Annotated in this window: 16 protein-coding genes and 2 tRNA genes; 7 read left to right on the top strand and 11 right to left on the bottom strand. The window is 71.3% G+C overall.

The window, feature by feature from the left end; translation table 11 throughout:
- Nucleotides 1–148: 148 nt before the first annotated feature.
- From ACZ6MZ_RS23610 to pgsA, 3 genes are read right to left on the bottom strand one after another with little or no spacing between them, the layout of a single operon-like run.
- Nucleotides 149–1,309 carry a glycosyltransferase family 4 protein gene (locus tag ACZ6MZ_RS23610; protein WP_469354067.1) on the bottom strand — a complete coding sequence of 387 codons (1,161 nt, stop codon included), beginning with the start codon at nucleotides 1,307–1,309 and terminating at the stop codon, nucleotides 149–151.
- The gene (locus ACZ6MZ_RS23605; protein ID WP_389787329.1) at nucleotides 1,306–2,244 is read right to left on the bottom strand and encodes a phosphatidylinositol mannoside acyltransferase; all 939 of its coding nucleotides are present in this window, start codon (nucleotides 2,242–2,244) and stop codon (nucleotides 1,306–1,308) included. The genes ACZ6MZ_RS23610 and ACZ6MZ_RS23605 overlap by 4 nt, the downstream gene beginning before the upstream one ends.
- Nucleotides 2,241–2,918 (bottom strand): phosphatidylinositol phosphate synthase, encoded by a 678-nt coding sequence (gene pgsA, locus ACZ6MZ_RS23600; RefSeq protein WP_384190076.1) that lies wholly within the window; start codon nucleotides 2,916–2,918, stop codon nucleotides 2,241–2,243. Before pgsA ends, ACZ6MZ_RS23605 begins: the two co-directional genes overlap by 4 nt.
- A gap of 245 nt (nucleotides 2,919–3,163) precedes the next feature.
- Between pgsA and ACZ6MZ_RS23595 the strand changes: the two genes are divergently transcribed.
- Both ACZ6MZ_RS23595 and ACZ6MZ_RS23590 read left to right on the top strand, forming a co-directional pair.
- Nucleotides 3,164–5,371 (top strand): elongation factor G-like protein EF-G2, encoded by a 2,208-nt coding sequence (locus ACZ6MZ_RS23595; RefSeq protein WP_389787327.1) that lies wholly within the window; start codon nucleotides 3,164–3,166, stop codon nucleotides 5,369–5,371.
- Between the two features lie 219 nt (nucleotides 5,372–5,590).
- A complete protein-coding gene (locus ACZ6MZ_RS23590; RefSeq protein ID WP_469354066.1) occupies nucleotides 5,591–7,246 on the top strand; it encodes a hypothetical protein in 1,656 nt (551 codons plus the stop codon).
- Nucleotides 7,247–7,461: 215 nt separating this feature from the next.
- On the opposite strand, the gene ACZ6MZ_RS23585 is transcribed toward ACZ6MZ_RS23590, so the two are convergent.
- Nucleotides 7,462–8,025 (bottom strand): HIT family protein, encoded by a 564-nt coding sequence (locus ACZ6MZ_RS23585; protein ID WP_384193729.1) that lies wholly within the window; start codon nucleotides 8,023–8,025, stop codon nucleotides 7,462–7,464.
- A gap of 65 nt (nucleotides 8,026–8,090) precedes the next feature.
- On the opposite strand from ACZ6MZ_RS23585, the gene ACZ6MZ_RS23580 reads away from it, so the two are divergent.
- On the top strand, nucleotides 8,091–8,756 hold the full coding sequence (locus ACZ6MZ_RS23580) for a potassium channel family protein (protein WP_469354064.1): 666 nt from the start codon (nucleotides 8,091–8,093) through the stop codon (nucleotides 8,754–8,756).
- A gap of 52 nt (nucleotides 8,757–8,808) precedes the next feature.
- Here ACZ6MZ_RS23580 and thrS read toward each other — a convergent pair whose 3' ends face one another.
- The 3 genes from thrS to ACZ6MZ_RS23565 form a co-directional block, all read right to left on the bottom strand.
- On the bottom strand, nucleotides 8,809–10,785 hold the full coding sequence (thrS, locus tag ACZ6MZ_RS23575) for a threonine--tRNA ligase (RefSeq protein WP_384330165.1): 1,977 nt from the start codon (nucleotides 10,783–10,785) through the stop codon (nucleotides 8,809–8,811).
- A gap of 112 nt (nucleotides 10,786–10,897) precedes the next feature.
- The gene (locus ACZ6MZ_RS23570; protein WP_469354062.1) at nucleotides 10,898–12,151 is read right to left on the bottom strand and encodes a hypothetical protein; all 1,254 of its coding nucleotides are present in this window, start codon (nucleotides 12,149–12,151) and stop codon (nucleotides 10,898–10,900) included.
- Nucleotides 12,151–12,717, bottom strand: coding sequence for a DUF4365 domain-containing protein (locus ACZ6MZ_RS23565; protein ID WP_384193741.1), 567 nt, complete (start codon nucleotides 12,715–12,717; stop codon nucleotides 12,151–12,153). Before ACZ6MZ_RS23565 ends, ACZ6MZ_RS23570 begins: the two co-directional genes overlap by 1 nt.
- 189 nt (nucleotides 12,718–12,906) lie before the next feature.
- Here ACZ6MZ_RS23565 and ACZ6MZ_RS23560 point away from each other — a divergent pair, with 189 nt between their 5' ends.
- The gene (locus ACZ6MZ_RS23560; protein WP_469354061.1) at nucleotides 12,907–13,632 is read left to right on the top strand and encodes an exonuclease domain-containing protein; all 726 of its coding nucleotides are present in this window, start codon (nucleotides 12,907–12,909) and stop codon (nucleotides 13,630–13,632) included.
- A gap of 99 nt (nucleotides 13,633–13,731) precedes the next feature.
- Here ACZ6MZ_RS23560 and ACZ6MZ_RS23555 read toward each other — a convergent pair.
- Nucleotides 13,732–13,803: transfer RNA gene (locus ACZ6MZ_RS23555), tRNA-Val, on the bottom strand.
- Nucleotides 13,804–13,927: 124 nt separating this feature from the next.
- Between ACZ6MZ_RS23555 and ACZ6MZ_RS23550 the strand changes: the two genes are divergently transcribed.
- Nucleotides 13,928–16,423 (top strand): SCO7613 C-terminal domain-containing membrane protein, encoded by a 2,496-nt coding sequence (locus tag ACZ6MZ_RS23550; protein ID WP_469354059.1) that lies wholly within the window; start codon nucleotides 13,928–13,930, stop codon nucleotides 16,421–16,423.
- Between the two features lie 70 nt (nucleotides 16,424–16,493).
- On the opposite strand, the gene ACZ6MZ_RS23545 is transcribed toward ACZ6MZ_RS23550, so the two are convergent.
- Together ACZ6MZ_RS23545 and ACZ6MZ_RS23540 are read right to left on the bottom strand one after the other, a co-directional pair.
- Nucleotides 16,494–16,565, bottom strand: a tRNA-Val gene (locus ACZ6MZ_RS23545).
- Nucleotides 16,566–16,619: 54 nt separating this feature from the next.
- Complete coding sequence (locus tag ACZ6MZ_RS23540) at nucleotides 16,620–17,090, bottom strand: TIGR02611 family protein (RefSeq protein WP_389783608.1); 471 nt, start codon at nucleotides 17,088–17,090, stop codon at nucleotides 16,620–16,622.
- Between the two features lie 190 nt (nucleotides 17,091–17,280).
- Between ACZ6MZ_RS23540 and ACZ6MZ_RS23535 the strand changes: the two genes are divergently transcribed.
- The gene (locus tag ACZ6MZ_RS23535) at nucleotides 17,281–17,694 is read left to right on the top strand and encodes an SsgA family sporulation/cell division regulator (RefSeq protein ID WP_003959770.1); all 414 of its coding nucleotides are present in this window, start codon (nucleotides 17,281–17,283) and stop codon (nucleotides 17,692–17,694) included.
- Nucleotides 17,695–17,898: 204 nt separating this feature from the next.
- Entirely contained in the window at nucleotides 17,899–18,468 is a 570-nt protein-coding gene (locus tag ACZ6MZ_RS23530; RefSeq protein WP_469354057.1) for a CGNR zinc finger domain-containing protein, read from the top strand.
- A 3-nt stretch (nucleotides 18,469–18,471) separates the two neighbouring features.
- On the opposite strand, the gene ACZ6MZ_RS23525 is transcribed toward ACZ6MZ_RS23530, so the two are convergent.
- Nucleotides 18,472–18,624: a hypothetical protein gene (locus tag ACZ6MZ_RS23525; RefSeq protein ID WP_384185581.1), complete on the bottom strand. Its 153-nt coding sequence runs from the start codon at nucleotides 18,622–18,624 to the stop codon at nucleotides 18,472–18,474.
- Nucleotides 18,625–18,716 lie beyond the last annotated feature (92 nt).

Genomic DNA, 18,716 nt, shown 5'->3' with positions numbered 1-18,716 from the left:
GATCTTCGTGGATCAGCCCGCGGCGTCCGGTGCGGTACATCGCAAGGCGGAGGATCGTCCTCGTACTGGACGTACTTGGACGACTCCGACAACGCAGCGAGGTGCCGTGCCGGGCGTCGCGAGCCCGCGAAGATCGACCGGACAGGGCCTAGTCCCGCGCCAGGCCGAATCTCGCCCACAGCCCGGACCGTTCGTCCGTCGCCACCGACGCCGCGCCGTCCGTCACCGTCTCGTACACCGCCAGGATGTCCGCGCCCACCGTCGACCAGTCGAAGCGCCGCACATGCGCGCTCCCCCGCTCGCGCAGTTCCGCACGCCGCTCGCCGTCGCCCAGCAGCCGGACCGCCGCCCCCGCCAGCGCGTCCGCGTCCTCGTTCGTGAAGAGTTCGCCCGCCGCGCCGTGCGCCAGGACCTGCGCGAACGCGTCCAGGTCGCTCGCCAGCACCGCCGCGCCCGCCGACATCGCCTCCACGAGGATGATGCCGAAGCTCTCGCCGCCCGTGTTGGGCGCGACGTACAGGTCGACGCTGCGCAGCAGCCGTGCCTTGTCCTCGTCGCTCACCATCCCGAGGAACTCGACCCGGGCCCGCATCGCCTTCGGAAGGGTCTCGACCGCTTCCTTCTCGTCCCCCCGCCCCGCCACCAGCAGCCGGGTCTCCGGGTACGCGGCGAGGATCTTCGGCAGGGCCTTCATCAGCACCGGCAGCCCCTTGCGCGGCTCGTCGATCCGCCCCATGAAGCCGATCGTGCCGCCCTGCCACGCCGGATTGACCTCGGCCTTCGCGAAGAAGTCGACGTCGACCCCGTTCGGAATGACCACGGCGTCACCGCCCAGATGCTCCACGAGCGTCCGCCGCGCGTACTCGCTCACCGCGATCCGCGCGCTGATCTTCTCCAGCGCGGGCTGCAGGATCGGATAGGCCGCGATCATCGCCCGTGACCGCGGGTTCGAGGTGTGGAACGTCGCGACGATCGGCCCCTGGGCGGCCCAGCAGGCGAGCAGCCCCAGCGACGGTGCGGTCGGCTCATGGATGTGGATCACGTCGAACGTGCCGTCGTGCAGCCACCGCCGCACCCGCGCCGCCGACAGGAAGCCGAAGTTCAGCCGGGCGACCGACCCGTTGTACGGGACGGGCACGGCGCGACCCGCCGAGACGACGTACGGCGGCAGCGGTGTCTCGTCGTCCGCCGGCGCCAGTACGGACACCTCGTGTCCCAGCCGGATCAGGTGCTCCGCCAGGTCCCTGATGTGGAACTGGACGCCGCCCGGCACATCCCACGAGTACGGGCAGACGATGCCGATCTTCACTGAGGACTCCCGCCGGGGCTCGTCCGCCCACGTTCGCGCTCAGGTTCGAGATCCGCGAGCCAGAGCCGCTGCAGCATGTGCCAGTCCTCCGGGTGCTCCGCGATTCCGGTGGCGAAGACATCGGCCACCGCCTGTGCCATGACAGACGTCTTTTCGGCGCGGCTGCCTGTCTGCGGCACCTCGACGGGCGGATACACCCGCCCGCGCATCAGCGGTGCGTCCTCGTACCACAGCGTCACCGGCAGCAGCAGCGCCCCGGTCTGCTGGGCCAGCAGCGCAGGCCCTGCGGGCATCCGGGCCGTGGCCCCGAAGAAGTCGACCTCGACACCGGACGACGAGAGATCGCGGTCGGCGACCAGACAGACCAGCCCGCCCGCCCGCAGCCGCCGCGCCAGCGTGCCGAAGGCGGAACCGCCGGTGTGCGGCAGCACCTCCATGCCCAGGCTCTCGCGGTAGGCGACGAAACGGTCGTACAGCGTCTCCGGCTTCAGCCGCTCGGCGACCGTCGTGAACGGCACGCCGAGCGCCCGGGTGGCCCAGACCCCGGCCAGATCCCAGTTGGCCAGATGCGGCAGCGCCAGCACGACGCCCCGCCCCGACGCGAGGCCGTCCTGCAGACGGTGGATGTCCTTGATCTCGACCGAGGCGCGCACGCGCTCCGCGCTCCAGGAGGGCAGCCGGAACGATTCCATCCAGTAGCGCATGTACGAGCGCATCCCGGCCCTGGACAGCGCGGCCAGCCGCTCGGGTCCGGCATCGGGCACGACGCGCGCCAGATTGGACTCCAGGCGCAGGACGCTCTTGCCCCGCCGCTTCCAGGTGGTGTCCGCGATGGTCCGGCCGAGGGCGGCGGCCACCGGCTCGGGGAGCGTCTTGACCGTGCTCCAGCCGAGCCCGTACAGCGCGTCGGTCACCCGCTCGCTCGCCCCGCTCATGACGTGGCCCCACTCCCCCGCCCGGCGTCCGCCCGCGCGTCGGCGGCGTCCGCCTCCGCGGATTCCCGCCGTACCGTGACGACTCGCTGGCCCAGCGTCACCACACTGCCCGCGGCCACGATCCACAGCGCGATCGGCAGCAGGATGTCGATCCCGGGGACTCCGAAGGCGTGCAGCCCGGCGAGACCGGCCGCGACCAGCGAGATGACCAGCCGCTCGGCGCGCTCGACCAGCCCGTTGACGGCCACCGGCAGCCCGATGGACTCGCCGCGCGCCTTGGTGTACGAGACGACCTGGCCGCTGGCCAGACAGAAGATCGCGACGGCGCAGAGCCCATTGTTGTCGCCCGTGCCCGCGTACCAGAGCGCGAAGCCGGCGAAGATCGCGCCGTCCGCGACCCGGTCGAGGGTCGAGTCGAGGAAGGCGCCCCAGCGGCTGGAGATCCCCGCCTGCCGCGCCATATTGCCGTCGACGAGATCGGAGAAGACGAAGACCGTGATCACGATGGTGCCCCAGAAGAACTCCCCGCGAGGGAAGAAGACCAGCGCACCCGCCATCACTCCGGCCGTACCGATGAGCGTGACCGCATCCGGGCTGACTCCCCGCCGGAGCAGAAATGCGGCGAACGGTGTGAGGACACGCGTGAAGAATGCACGCGCGTACTTGTTCAGCATGGCCTTCCCGAGGTTCGGTTGGCCGAGCGGCCCCTACGGCCACCGGCTGGCCCATCGTAGTCACGACCTCCGCGCCGCACCGCCGGGCACCCGGACCAGGCCCTCGCGTACGACGTATGGACGCGCCGTGAGCGGAGTGCGAAGCTCGAAAGACCACCGCGGGCATCGCCGGAGCTGCCCCGCGGCTCCCCCGGCCCGCTCCTGACTCCTCTCCTCACCGTGAGATCGATCGGGAGGCATGAACCATGGGCGACAAAGCGCGTACCCACCCCGGGGCCGCCGGCAGGGCAGCGACGGCCGACCGGCCCGCGTCCGTAAGGAACGTGGTGCTGGTCGGCCACAGCGGCTCGGGAAAGACCACCCTCGTCGAGGCTCTCGCGCTCACCGCGGGAGCCGTCAACCGGGCGGGCCGGGTCGAGGACGGCGGGACGGTCTCCGACTACGACGTGATCGAGCACCGCCAGCAGCGTTCCGTACAGCTCTCCCTCGTCCCCCTGGAATGGGGCGGATACAAGATCAATGTGCTGGACACCCCCGGCTATGCCGATTTCGTCGGGGAGCTGAGGGCCGGTCTGCGGGCAGCGGATGCGGCCCTCTTCGTTGTGTCGGCCGCCCAGGAGGCGGAGGCCGTGGCCGGCGCGACCCGCACGGTGTGGGACGAGTGCGCGGCGGTCGGCATGCCGCGCGCGATCGTCGTCACGCACCTGGACACGGCACGGACCGGTTTCGACGAGATGACCCGGGTCTGCGCGCGGATCTTCGGCGCGGACGACCCCGACGCCGTACTGCCGCTGTATCTGCCGGTGCACGGCCCGGAGGGCCCCGACGGGCACGCCCCGGCCACCGGTCTGGTCGGACTGCTCACCCAGAAGATCTTCGACTACTCCTCCGGGGAGCGCCGGGAGAATCCGCCCGACCCCGGCCAGGTGCCACTGATCGAGGAGGCCCGCAACCGGCTGATCGAGGGGATCATCTCCGAGAGCGAGGACGAGACCCTCATGGACCACTATCTCGGCGGCGGCGGGATCGAGCTCGAGACGCTGATCGAGGACCTGGAGAAGGCGGTCACGCGCGGCGTCTTCCATCCGGTGCTGGCGGCCGCGCCCGCGCCCCCCGGCGCCCGGCACGGGCTGGGGACCGTCGAGCTGCTCGACCTGATCATCCGCGGTTTCCCCAGCCCGCTGGAGCGCCCCGCCCCCGCGGTCACCACCCCGCAGGGCACCCCGCGGCCGGGCATCAGCTGCGATCCGCAGGGTCCGCTCGTCGCGGAGGTCGTCAAGACCGCCTCCGACCCCTATGTCGGAAGGATCTCTCTCGTACGGGTCTTCTCGGGCACGCTGCGACCGGACGAGACCGTGCATGTGTCGGGCCACGGCCTCACCGACCGGGGGCACGAGGACCACGACGTCGACGAACGGATCGGCTCGCTCTCCTCCCCCTTCGGCAAACAGCAGCGCGTCCTCCCGCACTGCGTCGCCGGAGATCTCGCCTGCGTCGGGAAGCTGTCGCGCGCCGAGACCGGGGACACCCTGTCCGCCATGGACGATCCGCTCCTGATCGAGCCCTGGACCATGCCCGACCCACTGCTGCCGCTCGCCGTCGAGGCGCACAGCAAGGCGGACGAGGACAAGCTGTCCCAGGGGCTCGCCCGGCTGGTGGCCGAGGATCCGACGATGCGTCTGGAACAGAATCCGGACACCCATCAGGTGGTGCTCTGGTGCCTGGGCGAGGCCCATATGGACGTCGCGCTGGACCGGCTGCGCAGCCGGTACGGCGTCCAGCTGGACGCCGTACCGTACCGGGTCGCCCTGCGGGAGACCTTCGGCGAGCGGTCGGCGGGGCGCGGCCGGCATGTGAAGCAGTCCGGCGGCCACGGCCAGTTCGCGATCTGCGAGATCGAGGTGGATCCGCTGCCTCCCGGGTCCGGTGTCGAGTTCGTCGACAAAGTGGTGGGCGGGGCGGTGCCACGCCAGTTCATCCCCTCCGTCGAGAAGGGCATACGGGCGCAGGCGGCGCGCGGGGTCGCGGCGGGCCATCCCCTCGTCGACATCCGGATCACCCTGCTCGACGGAAAGGCCCACTCGGTGGACTCCTCCGACGCGGCGTTCCAGACGGCGGGCGCCCTAGCGCTGCGAGAGGCGGCCGGCGAGGCACCCATCCATCTGCTGGAGCCGGTCGCGCAGGTGGAGGTCCTGGTCCCCGACGAGTACGTGGGGCCGGTGATGAGTGATCTGTCGGGACGGCGCGGCCGGGTGGTCGGCACCGAACAGGCAGGACCTGGAAGGACCTTGGTCAGGGCCGAGGTGCCGGAGCTGGAGATCGGACGGTACGCGGTGGACCTGCGCTCGGTCTCGCACGGCACCGGGCGGTTCAGCCGCTCGTACGCCCGCCACGAGGCCATGCCACCGGGCCTGGCGGACAGGCTCCGCGAACAGGAGGGGGCCGGGGTTTAGTTGAGGGGGCGGGCCGCCCGGAGTCCTTGCTGCGGGCGGTTCTTGGCGATCACGCGGGCGTTCTCGGGAATCAATTGTCCGCGAGTGGCGAAACAGCGCCAGGTCCCATGACGCGGACGGCGCACCCCGGTTACTCTGTGGTGCCCAGCCCAGCGAGTGTGCGGGGCCCGCGGAACGGGAACAGACCGCGGCAGCGGAACTTGCGGCGAGGGGGCGGCAGTGGCGAACGACGGATTCGACTTCAGCCCGGGGGCACAGATCCCGCTCCAGGGTTCGGCCGGGCAGACCGCGGCGACGCAGGCCCTCGCCTCGGCGGCGTACCGGGACAGCCCGGTCGAGGAAATCCTCAAGGCCGACAACGACTGGCACAAGTCCCAAGTGAAGAAGGGCAGATTCTCGCTCTTCGAGCCGAATCTGGGCGAGGCATTCTCCCGCGCCGTGCAGCTCCGGACACTCGGCGGCGGGCGTGGCGCGCTCATCCAGTCCTTCGGCATGGAACCGCGGTCCGTGGTGGAGCACTGCCTCGCCGCGAATCACATCCGCAAGGAGCGGGACGTCAAGCTCACCGCGGTGACCGTGCTGTCCGGGCTGGTCTTCCTGCCCGGACTGCTGGTCTGGCTGGGCGTGTTCCAGCTGCGCCGCACCCTGGCGGGAGCGAAGGACCGGCGTACCGGCGCCATGGGCACCGCCCTGCTGCTCGCCGTGGCCGTCCTCGCCGTGATCTTCCTGATCCGGCTGCCGTTCAACGGCGTGCTGGGCTGGTATCTGCGCGGCATGATCATCGCTCCGGTCATCGGCTGGTGGCTGGCCAAGCGGATCTGCGAGTCGACCGCGAAGGATCTGCGCGACCGCTGGGGAGGAATCCTGTCCGGCGGCGGCACCGGCGCCAAGATCCCCGAGGCGGTGCCCGGGAACCCCGGCGACGGCCCCCGGGAGGAGCTGCGCCACAACCTGGAGAAGCTCACCGCCGAGCAGCGGTCCAACGTCGTCTTCTACGCGGGGCCCAAGGGGATATTGGGCATGGGCACCCGCTGGGGCAGCTGGCAGCTCGCCGAGGAGCTGGTCCCCAAGGACTCGGCCAAGGAGATCCACCAGTTCCGCAGCTATGACGTCATACGCGCGATCCACGACCAGCTGAAGATGTTGGAGCGCGGCCCGCTCAACTCCGGTGGTTTCCCGACCCCTTCGGTCAAGCACTGGATCGTGTCGCCGGTCGGTGAGGGCGCAGGCTCGGTGTCCAGGCCGGACGGCCAGGACGTGGAGGCCTTCCAGGTCAAGAGTCACGAGATACAGCGGATCTGCAATCACCAGCAGTTCGGCAGCGGCAACCGCCACTATCTCGGGGTGCAGTTCACGCTCTGGGACGGCCAGTTGGTCATCACCATGATGATCACGGTCACCGTCCTCCATGAGACGCTGCGCATCGAGGTCTCCGGCTACGCGCTGGGTCCGGTGCACTCCCTCTTCTCCTCGAAGCCCTCGCCCAAGACCGTCACGGTCGCCAAGACGGTCCGGTTCTGGGAGACGACCAAGCGGAATCTGCCCCTGGTCGAGCCGCGCGAGGCGGTCCGCCTCGCGGTGCGCGCTCCCTTCACCTGGTATCCGCCGATCCTCGACTACCTCGGCGGCAGTCTGGGCCTCCCGGAGCCCTTCGGTCTGCGGCACGCCTGGGCCGATCAGCCCTGGCGCCACCGCTTCATGGCCGACGACGCGATGCGGGCGGCCACCCCGGTCCTGCGGGTGGCGCACAACGCCGCGATGCGGGTCCTGGCCGAGCACGGCGTGGACACCGAGCGTTTCGGCAGCCGCTCGTCCTCCCTCATCGGCGCGGTGCAGGACCCGTCGCCGAAGAAGGTCGACGCGTACGACGCGTAACAGCCATGAGCCCCCGGGCGCCGGCACAGCGCCCGGGGGCTCGTAAAGCGTCTTACGACCTGGTGCACGATAGCCAGCGGGCTCCCGACGCCCTGCGACTCCGCCTCCGGCGTTGTCGTCAGTCGACGACGCTCCGCGTCGCCTCCCTCCTCCGCCTTGGATGCGAAGCCGCATGACGCCGCTCGCTGATCCACTGGCTATCGTGCACCAGGTCGTTACGGCTGTATGGGCCAGGCGTCCGCGAGCATTGTGCGGGTGTCGGCGAGCAGCTGCGGGAGCACCTTCGTATGGCCGACGACCGGCATGAAGTTGGTGTCGCCGCCCCAGCGCGGCACCACATGCTGGTGCAGATGGGCGGCGATCCCGGCGCCTGCGGCCGCGCCCTGGTTCATCCCGATGTTGAAGCCGTGCGCACCGGAGGCCGTACGGAGCGCGGTCATCGCGCGCTTGGTGAACAGGCCCAGCTCGGCGGTCTCGGCCTCGTCCAGTTCCGTGTAGTCGGCGACATGCCGGAAGGGCACCACCATCAGATGGCCGCCGTTGTACGGGTAGAGGTTCAGCACCGCGTACACCCGCTCGCCGCGGGCGATGACCAGCCCATCCTCGTCGGACTTGGCCGGGATGGAGCAGAAGGGACAGCCGTCGTCGGCGCCCGGTCCGGTGGGCTTGTTCTCACCCTGGATGTAGGCCATCCGATGGGGCGTCCACAGGCGCTGGAACGCGTCCTGGGTACCCACTCCGATCTGCTGCTCCGGCTCACTCGTCATGCTGTGCAGCATATGACTTCGGCCCCGCGAAGCGTGTCGCCGGGCTCGGCCGGGCAGCCCCCGGCGATGCTGGGACGATGCATGTCCGAAATGGGCCCGGCCGGCAGCGCGGCTGGGAGCGGCGCACGGAGTTGCCGCTGCTCCTGGCCTCGCCGCTCTTTCTGGCCTGCTACGCGGTACGCGTCCTGAACCGAAGCGCCGACCCGCTCTGGCGCGACCTCACCCTGGCCCTCGCCCTGCTGATCTGGGCGGTCTTCGTGGTGGACTACGCGGTGCGGCTGCTGCTCAGCGGCGAGGGGGTGCGGTTCATGCGGACGCACTGGCTGGACACGGTGGTCCTGGTACTGCCTCTGCTGCGTCCGCTGCGGATCGTGAACACGTATTCGACGGTCCAGCGGCGGCGGGACCGCCCCCGGCTCAGTCTGTACGGCCGGGTGATGGCGTACGCCGCGCTGACCGCGGGCCTGCTCAGCTTCGCCGCCGCGCTCGCCGTCTACCAGCAGGAACACGGGGCGCCTGGGGCCACGATCGTGACCTTCGGCGACGCCGTGTGGTGGGCCTGCTCGGCGATCACCACCGTCGGCTACGGCGATGTGACACCGGTGACGCCGCTCGGCCGGCTGTTCGCGGTGTGCCTGATGGCCTGCGGGGTGGCCCTGCTGGGCGCGGTGACCGGTTCGTTCTCCTCCTGGCTGATCCAGGTCTTCGCCCGGGAGGACAAGGAGAAGCCCCCGGGGAGCTGACGCTTCCCGGGGGCGGTCCCCGCTTGCGCGGGGAGCAGTCGTCATACAGGCGTCACACCTGTACGCGACGCTCCACCACATCGACGAGCTTGGCCAGCGCCTCATCGCGCGGAACGCCGTTCTCCTGCGAACCGTCGCGGTAGCGGAACGACACCGTGCCCGCGTTCATGTCGTCGTCACCGACGATGATCATGAAGGGAACCTTGCTGCGCTGGGCATTGCGGATCTTCTTCTGCATCCGGTCGGACGACGAGTCCACCTCGACCCGCAGCCCCTTCTTCTTCGCCTCGGCGGCGAACTCCTGGAGGTACGGGATGTGTGCGTCGCCGATCGGGATGCCGGTCGCCTGCACCGGCGCCAGCCAGGCCGGGAACGCGCCCGCGTAGTGCTCCAGGAGCACCGCGAAGAACCGCTCGATGCTGCCGAACAGCGCACGGTGGATCATGACCGGCTGCTGCTTGGAGCCGTCCGGCGAGGTGTACTCGAGATCGAACCTGGCCGGCAGGTTGAAGTCCAGCTGGATGGTGGACATCTGCCACGTACGCCCGATGGCGTCCCGCGCCTGGACGGAGATCTTCGGGCCGTAGAACGCGGCGCCGCCCGGGTCGGGGGTCAGCGGCAGGCCCTGCTTCTCGGCCACCTTGCGCAACGTCTCCGTCGCTTCTTCCCAGGCCTCGTCCGACCCCACGAACTTCTCGGGGTCCTTGGTGGAGAGCTCCAGATAGAAGTCGGTCAGACCGTAGTCGCGCAGCAGGTTCAGCACGAAGGTCAGCGTCGAGTCGAGCTCGTCCGCCATCTGCTCGCGGGTGCAGTAGATGTGCGCGTCGTCCTGGGTGAAGCCGCGGGCCCGGGTCAGGCCGTGCACGACGCCCGACTTCTCGTACCGGTACACGGTCCCGAACTCGAAGAGCCGCAGGGGAAGTTCACGGTAGGACCGGCCCCGCGCGTCGAAGATCAGGTTGTGCATCGGGCAGTTCATGGGCTTGAGGTAGTAGTCCACGCCCTCGTCGAGCTGCATGGGCGGGTACATACCGTCCGCGTACCAGTCCAGGTGGCCGGACTTCTCGAAGAGCTTCCCCTTGGTGGCGTGGGGCGTGTAGACGAACTCGTACCCCTCCTCCTCGTGCCGGCGGCGCGAGTAGTCCTCCATGGCGCGGCGGATGACGCCGCCCTTGGGGTGGAAGACCGCGAGTCCCGAGCCGACCTCGTCGGGGAAGGAGAAGAGGTCCAGCTCGCTGCCGAGCTTGCGGTGGTCGCGCTTCTCGGCCTCGGCCAGGAACTCCAGGTGCGCCTTCAGCTCTTCCTTCGACGGCCACGCGGTGCCGTAGATGCGCTGGAGCATCGGGTTCTTCTCGCTGCCCCGCCAGTACGCGGCGGCATTGCGCATCAGCTTGAACGCCGGGATGTTCCGGGTGGTGGGCAGATGCGGGCCGCGGCACAGGTCGCGCCAGCACAGCTCGCCGGTCTTGGGGTCCAGGTTGTCGTAGATGGTCAGCTCGCCGCCGCCCACCTCGACATTCGCGCCGTCGTCGGTCGAGGCGGCGCCCTTGATGCCGATGAGCTCCAGCTTGTACGGCTCGGCGGCCAGCTCCTCGCGGGCGGCCTCGTCGGTGACCACACGGCGGGAGAAGCGCTGCCCCCGCTTCTGGATCTCCTGCATCTTCTTCTCGATGGCCTTGAGGTCATCGGGGGTGAACGGCTTCTCGACGTCGAAGTCGTAGTAGAAGCCGTCCTTGACCGGCGGGCCGATGCCGAGCTTGGCCTCGGGGTGCAGCTCCTGCACGGCCTGCGCCATGACATGCGCGGTGGAGTGGCGCAGGATGTTGAGGCCGTCCTCGGAGGAGATCTCGACGGGCTCGACGACCTCGCCCTCGCCCAGCTCGTAGCTGAGGTCCTTCAGCTCGCCGCCCACGCGCGCGGCGACGATGGTGCGCTCACCGGGGAAGAGCTCGGCAGCCGTAGTGCCCGTCGTCACCACGCGCTCTTCCCGCTCGGAATCGCGTTGGATGATCACACGGACGTCTGACACCGGTCTCTCCTGACTCACGGGGCGCGACAGCGGACGCTGCGCGCCTGAATCGTACCGAGCCCGGGGGGTCGCCCGCGAAACGCTTTACCCGGGCTGCGGTCGTCGGCCGCCGTCAGTCGCCCCCGCCGCACGCCTCTTCGAAGAAGTCCAGGTTCTCCTGGAGCGACTTCATCAGCCGGTCCCGCTCGGCCTCGTCGACCTGGACGGGCGCCACGCCGCTCGCGTCGGTGAGCCTGCGGAACCCGCCGCGGCTCTCCAGCCGGCCCGCCACCCGGATCGGCAGGCCGAGCAGATGCGCGTGTCCTGCGATGCGGTACGACTCCTCGTCGAGCGCCACCCGGATATGCGGGATCTCCGCCCCGGCCAGGACCCGCAGCCGTACGGAACCGTCGCCGCGCGGCCCCGCCCGGCGCATCCTGATCACCGCCCCGGTGATCCGTACCGGCACGGACGGCTCCTCCCGCAGATAGCGCCTGCCCGCCTCGCGCAGGGCGGGCAGATCGCCGGGCGAGAACTCCACCGGCTCAGGACGCGCCGCGCACCCTTCGGGGACACCCGCGCCCGGCGCCCAGGCCAGGGCGATCCGGGCGCCTTCGGTGCCGCGTACGAGCGCCACGACCGCTTCCGTGAGCTCCCGGCTCACGCCCGCCGCCACGGCGGCGTCGAACGCCTCCATGCCACCGGTGGCCCGCCGGTAGTCGGTGGCCTCGCGGGCGGCGTACAGCGCGTGATGGAGCCGTACCGCGACGGCCCGGCCCGAGGTCACCGGCAGGAAGGCGGTCAGCTCGCGTCCGCCGGGCGCGGGTCCTGTCAGCACCCCGTCCAGCGAGGCCAGGGCCTGTCTGCGGTGACGCGCTCCGTAGTACCCGGCCCGGCCACGCTGCGCGAGCGCACCGGCGAGCAGCAGCTGCCTGGCCGCCGTGCGGAGCTGTTCCTGTACGGTCCAGGCCGCCGCGCCCGAGGGCCCCGGCGGTACGTCGCGCCACCAGCGGATCTCGTCGCTGGGCACGGCGAGCCCGATCAGCACCTCCCGCGCGGTCGGGGCCCCGCTGCGGGCGAGCGCGGTCAGGGCCTCGGCGAGCAGGTCCTCGCAGTCCGGGAAGGCGCGGCTCTCCGGGACGAGCAGGCTCGTCCCGCCGCCGGCCGGTCCCGGCGGTGTCCAGCGGGCGTAGCGCCCGGGGACTCCGCCGCGCCGCCGCCAGCCGTGCCGGGCGAGCAGCGCGCCGAGGACGGCGGGGTCGGTGCGGGCGGGATCGGGGTCCATGGCCGGTCCGCCGGTCCAGGGTGTGGGAAGGTCGATCGCCGGGTGGGGGCGGGCGCCTGACGGTGTGACGTCGTGGACGGGCTCGTCGGACGGCGGGTGCATCACGGTCTTCCTCCCGAGCCGACCCGGGTCATGATCTCGCAGAGCGCCCGGTCGTCGAAGATCCGCGCGGTGGGGATCCGCACGGTGGTCCTGTGCCGGCCGGTCACCGGATGCCCGGCCAGATTGATCCAGTAGCAGCAGTGTCTGAGGTCGAGCCGGTCGTGTCCGGCGCGCAGCCATTCGTCCTGGGTACGGGGCACCAGCATCACGACCAGGATCTTGTGCACCGAGACCGGGGTGCGGGCGAGTTTCACCAGATGCGCGTTGTCGAGGGTGAAGGAGAAGGCGGGGCCCGGCGGGTGCGGGGCGAGCTGATAGGTGGATTTGAGCTGCACCTTGATGGTGACTTCGTCGTCGACGACATGTCCTGGCGCGCTGTGACTGAGGTGCCAGTCGATGCCGTTGTCGGGAAAGGGCTGGCTGAGGGAGCAGCCCGCGGCGGCCGCTACGGCGTGGAGATAGCCCACCTGGAGTGTCTCCATGCAGGCGGTGGTGGCGAGCGCTCCGCGCAGCGGTGCTATCCGCTCCGGCAACAGCCCGCCCGGTTCGGGCTGCGCGAGCGCCATGGCTCTGGGTGCCTTCCGGGCCGTACCGATTCAGTTGCGACGACGGACCGTCAACTTCCTTACCCGTCTCCTGTGTTGTCACCGTGCCGCGCCCGTCGTAAACGGCGCGTACCGCACGACCTGTCCGGGTATCACCGATTCGGGCAGTGGATGAGCGCCATCTGCCGCGTACGCGCGAGGAGTTCGGCAATGACGTGTTGGTACGAGGGGCCGCTGGCCGCATTCGACACCGAGACGACGGGGGTGGACGTCGAGGAGGACCGGATAGTCTCGGCCGCCCTGGTCGTCCAGGACCTGCCCGGTGGGCGGCCGCGGGTGACCCGGTGGCTGATAGATCCCGGGGTGCCGGTGCCCGCCGCCGCCACCGAGGTGCACGGTCTCACCGACGACTTCCTGCACCGCAACGGCCGCTGGCCGGCGCCGGCGGTGGAGGAGATGGCCAGAGCGCTGGCCGAGCAGTCCGCGGCGGGCCGGCCGCTCGTGGTGATGAACGCGCCGTTCGATCTGACGATCCTGGACCGTGAACTGCGCCGCCACCGGGCGTCGTCCCTCGCCGTTTCCCTGGAGGGCTTCCCGCTGTGCGTGCTGGACCCCCGGGTCCTCGACAAGCACCTGGACCGCTACCGCAAGGGCCGCCGCACACTGACCGATCTGTGTGCCCACTACGAGGTCGAGCTGGACGGGGCGCACGACGCGGCCGTCGACGCGGTGGCGGCGCTGGAGGTGGTGCGCGCGGTCGGCCGCCGCTTCGCGGCACGGATGGAGCGGCTCACCGCCGCGGAGCTGCATACGCTCCAGTCCGTCTGGCACGCCGCCCAGGCGCGAGGACTGCAGGCCTGGTTCGCGCGCAACGGCGCGGAGGAGTCGGTGAGTACGGCATGGCCCCTGCGCCCCGGCCTCCCCGCCGCCGCCTGACCACCCACGCGTCCCACCGGGCCGGAAGCTCACGGAGCGGGGAAGAACCGCCCGGAACGCAGGAAGCCGGCCCGTCGCTGACGGACCGGCCTCTCCCGGTGGGCGATACTGGGTTCGAACCAGTGACCTCTTCGGTGTGAACGAAGCGCTCTCCCACTGAGCTAATCGCCCGGGAACGGACTGAACCATACAGGTTTCCGCGGGCTTCCTTCAAACCGAATGCGGTGTACTCACTCCCGGATCTGAGTACGGGAGCCGATGGCGGGACGGGTGGCGCCGACCACACTCACCTTTCATGGAGAACGTTCCGCACCCCGCCCAGGAACTGGCGGTCCTCGACCAGGAGCTGGCCGGACTCGACGCGCGCAGGGGCAGGTTGCTGGCGCGCAGGGCCTATCTGGTGAGCCTGCTGAGCCGGCCCGTCCCACCACCGGCACGACCGGTTCCGCCCTTCGCCCAGCCCGTCGCCCGGCCTTTCGCGCCCGTCGCGGAGACCTCGCCGCCCGGTGCGCAGAATGTCCTGCTCACGCTCGGCGGGATCCTGCTGACCATCGCCGCGGTCGCTTTCACGCTGGTCAGCTGGGGCCAGCTGGGCATCGGCGGCCGCTCGGCGGTGCTGACCACCGTGACCCTGCTGGCGCTGACCGCCCCCGCGCTTCTTCTGCGCCGGGGCCTCGCCTCGACCGCGGAGACGGTCGCCGCGTTCGGGCTGGTGCTGATGGTGCTCGATGCCTACGCGGTGTACCAGGTGGCGCTGCCGGGGACGGACAGCCTGGCTTATACGGCGGCTGCCGCAGCCGTGCTCGCCGCGCTCTGGGCCGGGTACGGCTCGGTGCTCGGCCGACTGCGTATTCCGCTGCCCGCGGCGGTGGTGACGGCCCAACTCCCGCTGCCGCTCTGGGCGCTGTCCGCCGGGGCGTCGGCCCTGACGACGGCGTGGGCGCTGCTGCTGACCGCCGCGCTGGACACGGCGCTCGTGCTGTGGACCAAGCCGCGCGCCGTACGGACCGTCGGGATGGCCGCCGCGTGGGCGACCGCGGGCGGGGCGCTGCTGACGGGAGGCCGGCTGTCCGTGGCGGCCGAGACGCCGCTCGCCGCCGCCGGGCCCGCCGTCCTGCTGTTCGCGGCGGCGGCGCTCGGTCTGTTCGCGGCGTGGCGGGCGACCGACACGGCCGACGCGGCCACCGTCTGCGCGGCGGTGGCCGGACTGGCGGCGGTCGCGGCGGCCGGCGGGGTGGTGCGCGCGGGCATGCCGGACGGCTGGGCCGTCGCCGGGTATCTGCTCTGCGGTGTCGCGCTGCTGACGGTGGTACGGGCACCGTGGCCTGGCCCGGCCGTGCGGGGTCTGACCCGTGCGGCGGGGGCGGCGGTGGCCCTGTCGGTCCTCTGGGCGCTGCCGGCAGTGCTCGTCGTCCTGCTGGGCGCCGTGACACGGGTCGCCGGGATCTGGACGGGTGCGCCGGGCGGCGCACGCGGGGCGCTCGGTCAGGATCTGCCATGGGCGGAGCAGACGGCGGCGCCGCTGGTGCTGCTGATGGCGGCCGGGGCCGCGGTGATGGCGTACCGCGAGCTGTCCGGTGCGCCGGAGGCCCGTACGCCCGCCGCCGGCGCGCGGTCCTGGCGCGTCGCCGCGCTCTGCGCCGCCGTCGCCCTCGGCTGGGCCGCTGTCCTGGTGCTGCCGCCCGTGCTGGATCTGGGCTATCCGGCCGCGGTGGCGCTGCCGCTGCTCCTGACGGCGGGCGTCCTGGCGCTCGCCGTGCGGCCGCGCGGTCCCGCGGGCACGGCGGTGGCGGTCACCGCACTGGTCTGCGCCCTCACGGGCTCGGCCGGTGTCTCCCTGCTGTCCCTCGCCACGCGGACCGCGACGGTCACGGTGCTCGCGGCGCTGTCGGCCCTGTTCGCCGCTGCGGCCGTCGTCGCGGAGACGGTACGGGCCAGGAGCGCGGCGGCGCCCGGCCACGCCGCCCCGGAGCCGGTGCGGACGATTCTCGCCTGTACCGCCGTCGGGTACGCGACCGCTCTGGCGGCGGCCGCGGGCGCGGCGGCCGGGCTGTCCGCCGGGGGTACGGCCCTGGCCGTCCTCACCGTCCCCGCGGCCGTGGCGCTGCTCGGCGCCCGGCTGCGCGATCACCCGGTGGCCCCGCCGGTCGAGATCACCGCCGCCGGCGCGGGTCTGCTCGCGGTGGTCCTGGCCGCCTCGGGCGGGGCGTCCGTGCTGGCGCTGGTGCTCGCGCTGTGCGGGGTGATCGCGGCGGGTACCGCGGTCCGCGCCGAGCGGCGTCCGGTGGCCGGATACGCCGCGACGGCGCTCTTCGTCCTGGCCACCTGGGTCCGGCTCGCCGCTTCCGATGTGTCGGCCCCGGAGGCGTACACGCTGCCGGTGACGGTCCCGGCGCTCGCCGTGGGGCTGCTGCGGCGCCGGCGCGACCCCGAGGCCTCGTCGTGGACGGCGTACGGCCCTGGTCTCGCCGCGACGCTGCTGCCGAGCCTGCTGGCGGCGTGGGGCGACGCGCACTGGCCGCGGCCGCTGCTGCTGGGGCTGGCCGCCCTCGCCGTCACCCTCGCCGGTGCCCGGCTGAGGCTCCAGGCACCGCTGGTGCTGGGCGGCGCGGTCCTCGCCCTGGACGCGCTGCACGAGCTGGCGCCGTATGTGGTGCAGGTCGCGGGCGCGCTGCCGCGCTGGCTGCCGCCGGCCCTCGCCGGACTGCTGCTCCTCGCGGTGGGCGCGACGTACGAACAGCGTCTGCGGGACGCCCGCAGGCTCCGCAGGACCCTCGGCCGGATGCGCTGAGCGCGGGAGACGGGCCGGGAACGGCCGAGGCCCCGAAGACCTGTGCGGTCTTCGGGGCCTCGGTTCCGGGTGGGCGATACTGGGTTCGAACCAGTGACCTCTTCGGTGTGAACGAAGCGCTCTCCCACTGAGCTAATCGCCCGGGCGCACCGCACACATTACCCCAAGTCAGCGGCGTCCCCCGCCGCGTACCGGGTCACTGATCGATCTTCCAGGGCATGACGATCCCGAACTTCCAGACGTAGATCCCGACCAGCACGGCGATGATCACCAGGCCGATGGTGGTGAGGACGATGTTGCGTCGCCGGACCTTGGGATCGAGGGCCGCGTGGGCCGCTTCCGTGACCTTGCGCCTGGTCCAGCGCAGCACCAGCTGGGCCCAGACGAACTCGGTCGCCCAGATCGCCATACCCCCGAAGATCACCAGCCAGCCGGGCCCCGGCAGCGGGAGCATGATGATGCCCGCGACCACCACGGCGAGGCCCACGACGAAGACGCCGACCTGCCAGCTCAGATGGAGCGTCCGCGACGCCTTGATGAATTTCGGCGCGCGCGAGCCGAGCTCCCGCTCCGGCGCCGCCGGCACGTCTCCCGTCACGTCTCGCGTCGCCGGCTCCATGGCCACCGGGACGACGACGTGACCCCGCTCGTCACTCTCCGCATGCATGAGGCCCAACCTACCGGAATCACCCGCGTCACTGGAATGGCCGTATGACCCGAAGTCACACACCGCCGTACGAGCTACCTTAAGCCGCACAAAACAGACAGAGGGGTTTACAACGGCACCGTAGGTGGCATGTCGATTTCGCCGACGTGCGAATCCCCGAGCGCACACTGAGCGAAAGGCCCTGGCGCTTATGAACACCACGGTCAGCTGCGAGCTGCACCTGCGCCTCGTTGTATCGAGCGAGTCCTCACTGCCTGTACCCGCGGGCCTCCGGTATGACACGGCCGATCCTTATGCCGTGCACGCCACCTTCCACACCGGAGCCGAAGAGACGGTCGAGTGGGTCTTCGCCCGCGACCTTCTCGCCGAGGGGCTGCATCGGCCCACCGGCACCGGCGACGTCCGTGTCTGGCCGTCCCGCAGTCACGGTCAGGGCGTCGTCTGCATCGCTCTGAGCTCCCCGGAGGGCGAGGCCCTGCTCGAGGCCCCGGCGCGGGCCCTGGAGTCGTTCCTCAAGCGGACCGACGCCGCGGTGCCACCCGGCACCGAGCATCGTCACTTCGATCTCGACACCGAACTCTCACACATCCTGGCCGAGAGCTGAGCCAGGCCGAGGGCTGCTCGGCGCCGTCCGACTCGGGGAGACGGCGCCGTGCGGACAACCGCATACGGAGGACACCGGCGCCGTCGCCGCGGAAACCACCGCGGAGACGGCGCCGTTGCGTTCCCCGCCACAGCCGCCGGAGGCAGCCGCTAAAGTCGGCGGGATTAGGCGGGCACCGGCCCGCAGCAGGCCAGGGAGCGGATCGTGCTGATTCCCCACGACACCCGGATCGCCCTCAACACCGTGGTCGATCTGGTGAACACCGAGCCGGAGGACGACGCGGGCAACGGCGCCGCCGACGGGCTCGCGGACGTCGCGGCGCTGTACGACTTCGTACGGGGCCACAACGTCAGCGGAGTGGGTGACCTCGGCAGCCGGGATCTGCGGGCCGTCCTGGACGTACGGACGCGCTTCACGGAGGTGTTCGCGGCGCCGGACGCGAAGGCCGCCGCCGATCTGATCAATCAGCTGGTGGCCGCCGCGGGGACGACGCCTCAGCTGACCGACCATGACGGCTACGACTGGCACGTCCACTACTTCGCGCCCGGCGCCTCGGTCGCCGATCATCTCGCCGCCGACTGCGGCATGGCGCTGGCCTTCATGGTCGTGGCGGGCGAGCAGGAGCGGCTGCGGCGCTGCGAGGCCCCGGACTGCGGGCGCGCGTTCGTCGACCTGTCGCGCAACCGCTCCCGCCGTTACTGCGACAGCCGCACCTGCGGCAACCGGCTCCATGTGGCCGCGTACCGGGCACGCCGCAAGGAAGCGGCCCGCTGACCCTCACGGCAAAAACAAGTCATGCACCGCTGCCAGCAGAAACAGGACGCCGACCACCGCCAGGAAGATCATCAACGGCGGCTGGGAGAGCGCGTAAAGACAGCCGCGCCGCTCATCGGTGGGTGCGGGGGGTTCATCCCGGGAGGTATCGAGCATCTCGGGGCGATCATGACGTACGCCGCACCCGGCTGATGACCAACACGCATGATCGGCGAGGGAGTTCATCATATTCCGTGGAAACCGGTCCG

Source organism: Streptomyces sp. NPDC042201 (genome assembly GCF_055582185.1).
Note: the sequence above shows the minus strand (reverse complement) of the source record. Positions and strands in the feature narration are given on the sequence as shown.